At 48.4% G+C, this 7,378-nt stretch carries 3 protein-coding genes and 1 pseudogene; all 4 read left to right on the top strand.

What is annotated here, in order from left to right; genetic code table 11:
• Nucleotides 1–2,529 (top strand): YadA family autotransporter adhesin (locus P7M01_RS02580; protein WP_317486321.1); only part of this gene is annotated, 2,529 nt, incomplete at its 5' end.
• Nucleotides 2,530–2,635: 106 nt separating this feature from the next.
• A complete protein-coding gene (locus P7M01_RS02575) occupies nt 2,636–3,589 on the top strand; it encodes a bile acid:sodium symporter family protein (protein WP_317482922.1) in 954 nt (317 codons plus the stop codon).
• Between the two features lie 149 nt (nt 3,590–3,738).
• Entirely contained in the window at nt 3,739–5,124 is a 1,386-nt protein-coding gene (locus P7M01_RS02570) for a DegQ family serine endoprotease (RefSeq protein ID WP_317482934.1), read from the top strand.
• 181 nt (nt 5,125–5,305) lie between these two features.
• A pseudogene (gene ggt, locus P7M01_RS02565) lies at nt 5,306–7,081 on the top strand (gamma-glutamyltransferase).
• Nucleotides 7,082–7,378 lie beyond the last annotated feature (297 nt).

Raw genomic sequence — 7,378 nt, 5'->3', positions numbered from 1 at the left:
GGTCAAAACGGTACCGATGCGGTGAACGTAGATCAGTTAAATGCTGTAAATGCGACAGCGAATGCCGGTTGGAACTTAACGACAAACGGTCAAAACAGTTCGAACGTAGCGCCGAATGCAACCGTAGATTTAGCGAATACGGATGGCAACATCAATATCGCTCATAATGGCACCAACGTGACCTTTGATCTGAACAGCAACTTAACGGTTGGCGGTAAAGACGGCAAAGACGGTCAAATCGGCGCAATGGGTGCGAACGGTACCGGCGTGGTATTAAACGGAAAAGACGGCACAATCGGCATCAACGGAACAGACGGTACCAACGGCACCGTAACCTTAGCACAAGGACCAGCCGGCGTAGACGGTGTAAACGGAACGGATCGTATCGTATACGAAACGCCGAACGGCACCTCAACGGTGGCAACCTTGGATGACGGTTTAATCTTTACCGGTAACAACGAAGTGTTGAATAAACACAAATTGAATAGCACCGTGAATATTATCGGCGAAGGCGTAGATAAAGATATGTCGGCGAACTTTACGGGCGCAGCGGGCAATATCAACGTGAAAGCGGACGGTAACAGCACGTTAGTGGTTCAATTGGCGCAAGACTTGGTGAACTTAACCAGTGCGACCTTTACCAACGGCACCACCAACACGGTAGTGAATGGTAACGGTGTCACCATTAACGGCGGTACAAACGGTGTAGTCAGCTTGACTGATACCGGCTTAAATAACGGTAACAACACGATTACCAATGTGTCGGCAGGTCAAAACGGTACCGATGCGGTGAACGTAGATCAGTTGAAAGAAGTTAATGCGACAGCGAATGCCGGTTGGAATCTTGCTGCCAACGGTAATAACGTAAGCAATGTTAAGCCTAATGCAACAGTGAGCTTGAATAATATTGATGGCAACATTGTGATTACGAAGTCTACAGACGATAACAACGTTACTTTTGGGTTGAATAGTACATTGAACATCGGTAGCGGTGCCAATACTGTCGTGATTGACGGAACAACCGGTAAAGTTAGTACCGGTAGCGTGTCTATCAGCAAAGATGGTTTAGACAATGGTAACCAAACAATGACCAACGTAGCGAATGGTGTGAATGCAACTGATGCGGTTAACGTAAGTCAATTGAATGCAAGTACTGCTGCTAACGCATGGAAGATCACTGGCAATCATGATGACGCTAATGCGAAAACTGTTGGTCATCAAACCGTAAGCTTCAACAACGGTACAAACACTGTTGCAGTGGTAAGCGACACGAATGTGACTTTCGACTTGGCTGATAACATTAAGCTAACTAAAGATGGTTCTATGACCATCGGAACAACGGTAATTACCAATGGTAATATCAAAGTCGGTAATAATGTCGCTGTAACCGAAACCGGATTCACAGCAGGTAATGTATCTGTGACTACCAGCGGTATTAATGCAGGCGGTAAAACAATTACCAACGTGGCGCGGGGTGTTGCAGATGACGATGCGGTTAACGTTAGCCAATTAAACGAAGTGAAAGAAACGGCAAATGCCGGTTGGGACTTAACGGTTAACGGTACTGACGGTTCAAAAGTTAAACCGAAAGATACCGTTGATTTAGCGAATAAAGATGGCAACATCAATATCACTAAATCCGGCAATAACGTGACCTTTGATTTAAGTGATAAGCTGAACATCGGTAGCGGTGCCAATACTGTGGTGATTGACGGTACAACCGGTAAAGTCAGTGCAGGCAACGTATCGATCGGCAAAGACGGTATCAGTGCGGGCGGCCAAACTATTACCAATGTGGCGCCGGGCGTGAACGGTACGGATGCGGTTAACGTCGACCAATTACGCAATTTCACTTCCTCGGTTGTGGAAAAACCGTTAACTTTTGCGGGCGATACAGGTACGCCTTCAGAAAGAAAACTGGGATCTACCGTAACGGTTAAAGGCGGCGTGTCCGATACTGCGAAATTAACCGATAACAATATCGGCGTGGTGTCTGACGGTCAAGGTTCGTTGAACGTGAAACTGGCTAAAGATTTAACCGGTCTGAACAGCGTAACCATCAGTAACGGTTCGGCTTCAACCAAGTTAACGACGGTAACGAAAAAGAATGTTGAAGGTAAAGAAGCTTCGGCGTTGGATGTCGGCGGTAATCAAATTACCAATGTAGCGCCGGGCGAAGTATCGAAAGATTCTACCGATGCGGTTAACGGCAGCCAGTTACACGCGACCAACCAACAGGTTATTCGTAACGCAAATGCGATTAACCAGGTTGCCGGTCAGGTTCACAGCGTGGATCGTAAGTTGCGCGCAGGGGTTGCGGGTGCATTGGCATCAGGCGGCTTATATCACGCAACGATGCCGGGTAAATCCATGGTTGCGGCCGGTGCGGGGACATACCGCGGCGAAAGCGCGATTGCAGTGGGTTACTCCCGTTTGTCAGACAACGGCAAACTCGGCGTGAAATTCTCTGTGAACAGCAACACCCGCGGCGATACCGGTGCGGCGGCAAGCGTAGGCTACCAATGGTAGTGTGACACTGAAGTCTTAAGTAAAGTGCGGTCAAATTTGACCGCACTTTTTCTATTTACGGTTTTGTGATAATGTACAACTCTTTTTTTCAGCCTAAGGATGAATTATGCAAACCTTACTTAAAATTACTCGTTTCTTCAGCAAAACTTTCGCCTTGTGGGTGCTGGTTTTCGCTTATCTGGCTTTTCAGTTTCCCGATATCTTCAAACCGCTGAAAGACGCCATTCCGTATTTGCTCGGTTTAGTGATGTTCGGCATGGGCATTACGCTGACTTTCAATGATTTCGGCGAAGTGTTCAGACATCCGAAATCCGTGATTATCGGCGTGGTCGGACAGTTTCTGATTATGCCGTCCATTGCATTTTGTCTGGCAAAAGGCTTTAATTTGCCGCCGGATTTAGCCATCGGCGTGATTTTGGTCGGCGCTTGCCCGGGCGGCACGTCCTCGAATGTGATGACCTATCTGGCGAAAGGCAATACGGCGTTATCCGTCGCCTGCACGACCATTTCCACTTTACTGGCACCGCTGCTGACGCCGATTATTTTCTATGTTCTGGCGAGTCAATGGTTGGAAATCGATGCGGCGGCGATGTTCGTTTCCGTGCTGAAAATGGTATTATTCCCGATTTTCCTGGGCTTAATCGTGCGCGCGTTGTTCAAGAAGCAAATCAGCCAAATGAGCCAAACCATGCCGTTGGTTTCCGTGATTTCTATTGTGCTGATTCTGTCGGCTGTCGTGGCGGTGAGTAAAGACAAAATTGTGGAATCCGGCTTGTTGATTTTCGGCGTAGTGGTACTACATAACTGCTTGGGTTATTTGGTGGGATTCGGTGCCGCGAAATTACTCGGTCTGAATGTCGCAGACAGCAAAGCCGTTTCCATTGAAGTCGGTATGCAGAATTCAGGTTTGGGCGCCGCTTTGGCTGCCGCGCATTTCAATCCGGTTGCCGCCGTGCCGAGCGCTGTGTTCAGCTTCTGGCACAACGTATCCGGTCCGATTCTCGCCAATATTTTTTCGAATATGAAAAATAACGACGGTAAAGACGACGAAGCCAAGTAACCCCGCGTAAAAGTGCGGTCAAAAAATTGCTTAAATTTTGCCCGCACTTTCCTTCTTCTCTTGAATTTCCTAGAACATTCCCCCATATTTTTTGTCGAATCAGGTGATTAATTTCTTATTTTTATTTAGGAAGGAACGTAATGAAAAAAATCAAAAGCATGAAATTTACTTTAACGGCATTAGTGTTGGGTTTAACCTCAACTTTCAGCATGGCGGATTTACCGCCGTTGGTGGAAAACGCTGCGCTACCGGCACCGGGTATGACGAACAGCCTGGCGCCGATGCTGGAACGCGTGTTGCCGGCGGTGGTGTCCATTTCGGTGGAAGGAACGCAAAAAGCCAATCGACGTAAATTCGATATTCCGGAAGAATTTCGTTTTTTCTTCGGCGATGACTTTTTTGGCGACGGCCGATCTTCGTCACGCAAATTCAGAGGCATGGGTTCCGGCGTGATTATTAATGCGGAAAAAGGCTATGTGATCACCAATAACCACGTAATAGACGGCGCCGATAAAATCACCGTGGCATTGAATGACGGTCGCGAATTCAAAGCCAAAGTGCTGGGCAAGGATTCCCAATCCGATGTGGCGTTGGTGCAGATTGAAAATCCGAGCAAACTGACCGCTATTAAATTGGCGGATAGCGATAAATTGCGAGTAGGGGATTTTGCCGTGGCGATTGGTAATCCGTTTGGTGTCGGACAAACGGCGACATCGGGCATTATTTCCGCTTTGGGACGTTCCACCGGTTCGGACAGCGGGGCTTATGAAAACTATATTCAAACCGACGCGGCGGTGAATCAGGGAAATTCGGGCGGTCCGTTGGTCAATCTGAACGGGGAATTAATCGGTATCAATACCGCCATTATTTCGCCGAGCGGCAGTAATGCGGGCATCGCCTTTGCCATTCCGTCCAACATGGCGAATAATCTGGTGCAGCAAATTATTGAATTCGGTGAAGTCAGACGCGGTCAGCTTGGCATTAAAGGCGGCGAACTTAATGCGGATTTAGCGAAAGCCTTTAATGTGGATGCGCAACGCGGCGCTTTTGTCAGCGAAGTAATGCCGGGTTCGGCGGCGGAAAAAGCCGGGATTAAAGCGGGCGATGTCATCACCGAATTAAACGGTCAACGCATTTCCAGCTTTGCCGAATTACGCGCTAAAATCGCCACTTCCGGCGCCGGTAAACAGTTGGAATTGACCTTGTTACGCGAAGGCAAAACGGAAAAAGTGAAGGTGACGTTACAGGCGGAAGACGGCAAACTGGCACAAAGTGATGATTCCGAAAACACAGCGATTGCGGCGTTGGAAGGTGCGGAGTTGCACAACGGCAAAGACGGCATAGAAATTAAAGAGGTGAAAGCCAATTCGCCGGCGGCCGCGCGCGGCTTAAAAGCCGGTGACGTGATTATCGGCGTAAACCGTCAATCCGTAACGACCATCGCGGATTTACGCAAAATTCTGGAAGGCGAACCGTCCGCTGTCGCTTTAAATATTGTACGCGGCGACAGCAATTTCTATTTATTGATTCAATAAAAATTCGTTTTGCAACAAGCTGATCGAAATAAAAGTGCGGTAAAAAATGTGAATGTTTTTGACCGCACTTTTTGTATTTTCCGAATATCGCTTTTGATAAAGCGGGCTTGCATTTCACAAATTGATCGCATAATCTCAGGGAGATTGTCAAATTCGGACAATCACACCAGAAGGAAAAATTATGCACAAACACTTCATTAAACCTTTCTTATTAAGTACGTTAGCCGTGGCGGTTTCTCTGGCCTCGTTGCCGGTTTCGGCGCAGACAGTTCAACCGGCGGCGCAACCTGATGCGGCGGTTGCCGCCGGTCAGCGTTATGACAGCGCAAACGATATTTTTCATCCGATTTACGGCAAACACGGCATGGTCGCCTCCGAACAGGAACTTGCCACCCGAGTGGGACTGGATATCCTGAAACAGGGCGGTAATGCGGTGGATGCGGCGGTCGGTGTCGGTTTTGCGCTGGCGGTGGTATTGCCGAATGCGGGCAATATCGGCGGAGGCGGCTTTATGGTGCTGCATGACGCCAAATCCGGACAGGATTTTACCGTGGATTTCCGCGAAATGGCGCCGGTTAAAGCCTCCAAAGATATGTATTTGGACGACAAAGGCAACGTAGTCGACGGCAAATCCCTTTATACCCACTTGGCCGTAGGCGTGCCGGGCACCGTGGCGGGCATGGAATATGCACTGAAAAAATGGGGTTCGCTACCGCTGAAAAAAGTGTTGGCGCCCGCTATAAAATTGGCGGAATAGGGCATTCCCGTCAGTTTGACTTTAGCAAAAACCTTACAGACTGAAAAAGACACTCTCGGCAAATGGGAAAGCAGCAAAAAGATCTTCTTTAAAAACGGTGAACCGCTTGCCGCCGGTGAATTACTGGTGCAAAAGGATCTGGCGAAATCGTTGAAACAGATTGCTCAACAGGGCGCCGAAGCCTTTTATCGCGGGGACATTGCCGCTAAGATCGTCGCGGAAATGGAAAAACACGGCGGCTTAATCAGCCTTGAAGATATGAAAAATTATCAAGCGGTGGAACGTCAACCGATTGTGGGAACCTATCGCGGTTATAAAGTCGTCACCATGCCGCCGCCAAGTTCGGGCGGCGTGCACTTGGTGCAGATTCTGAACATGCTGGAAAATTATCCGTTGTCGGAATACGGCGTCAACAGCGCGAAAGCGATTCATACCTTAGCGGAAACCATGAAACTGGCTTATGCCGATCGCTCGGAATATTTGGGCGATCCGGATTTCGTCAAGGTGCCGGTGAAAGGATTGGTGTCGAAAGATTATGCCAAATCCTTAATCGGCGGTATTAAAGATAATGTCGCCAAACCGGCTTCCGACATCAAACCGGGTAAACCGCAGCCTTATGAAAGCGATCAGACCACTCATTATTCCGTGATGGACGAGAAAGGCAACGCCGTGGCGGTAACTTACACGCTGAACACCAATTTCGGCACCGGCATTGTGGCGGAAGGCACGGGAATTTTACTGAATAACGAAATGGACGATTTTTCCTCTAAACCGGGCGTTGCCAACGCGTACGGCTTAATCGGCGGCGAATCTAATGCGATTGCCGCGAAAAAACGTCCGTTATCTTCGATGACGCCGACTATTGTGGTGAAAGACGCTAAACCTTGGCTGGTCACCGGCAGTCCGGGCGGTGCGCGCATTATTACTACCGTATTGCAAAGTATCTTGAATACGGTGGATCACGGCATGAATCCGGCGGAAGCCATCGTCACGCCTCGTGTGCATCATCAATGGTTGCCGGACGAACTGCGGGTAGAGGAAGGGCTAAGTCCGGATACTTTAACTTTGCTGAAAGGCATGGGTTATAGCATTAAAGAAAAAGCGCCGATGGGGCGAATTCAGATTATTCAGGCGGATGCCGACGGCTTTTACGGCTATTCCGATCCCCGTAATCCGGACGGCAAAACCTTAGGGTATTAACTTATCATTATAAAAGTGTGGTTAAAAACACTCACATTTTTGACCGCACTTATTTCAAGATAGCGCACGTCTCCCGACGAGTGCCTTTTCTTTTATTTAAGCACGCGTCAGGAGACGCGCACTATCAAGGGGAGCGGTTAAAAATTCGGATGTTTTTATTAGATTGGCGGAAATCCCCGTCTAAGACGCCTGAGTGACTTGAAATTTTTAGGAAAATAAGTTTGTTTGAGCGAAGCGAGTTTACTTATTTTCCGTGGAGAAAATTTCAACCAAACGAAGAAAAGCGTCGAAGTCGGG

The organism is Exercitatus varius (genome assembly GCF_029577735.1).
GTDB classification, from domain to species: domain Bacteria; phylum Pseudomonadota; class Gammaproteobacteria; order Enterobacterales; family Pasteurellaceae; genus Exercitatus; species Exercitatus varius.
Note: the sequence above shows the minus strand (reverse complement) of the source record. Positions and strands in the feature narration are given on the sequence as shown.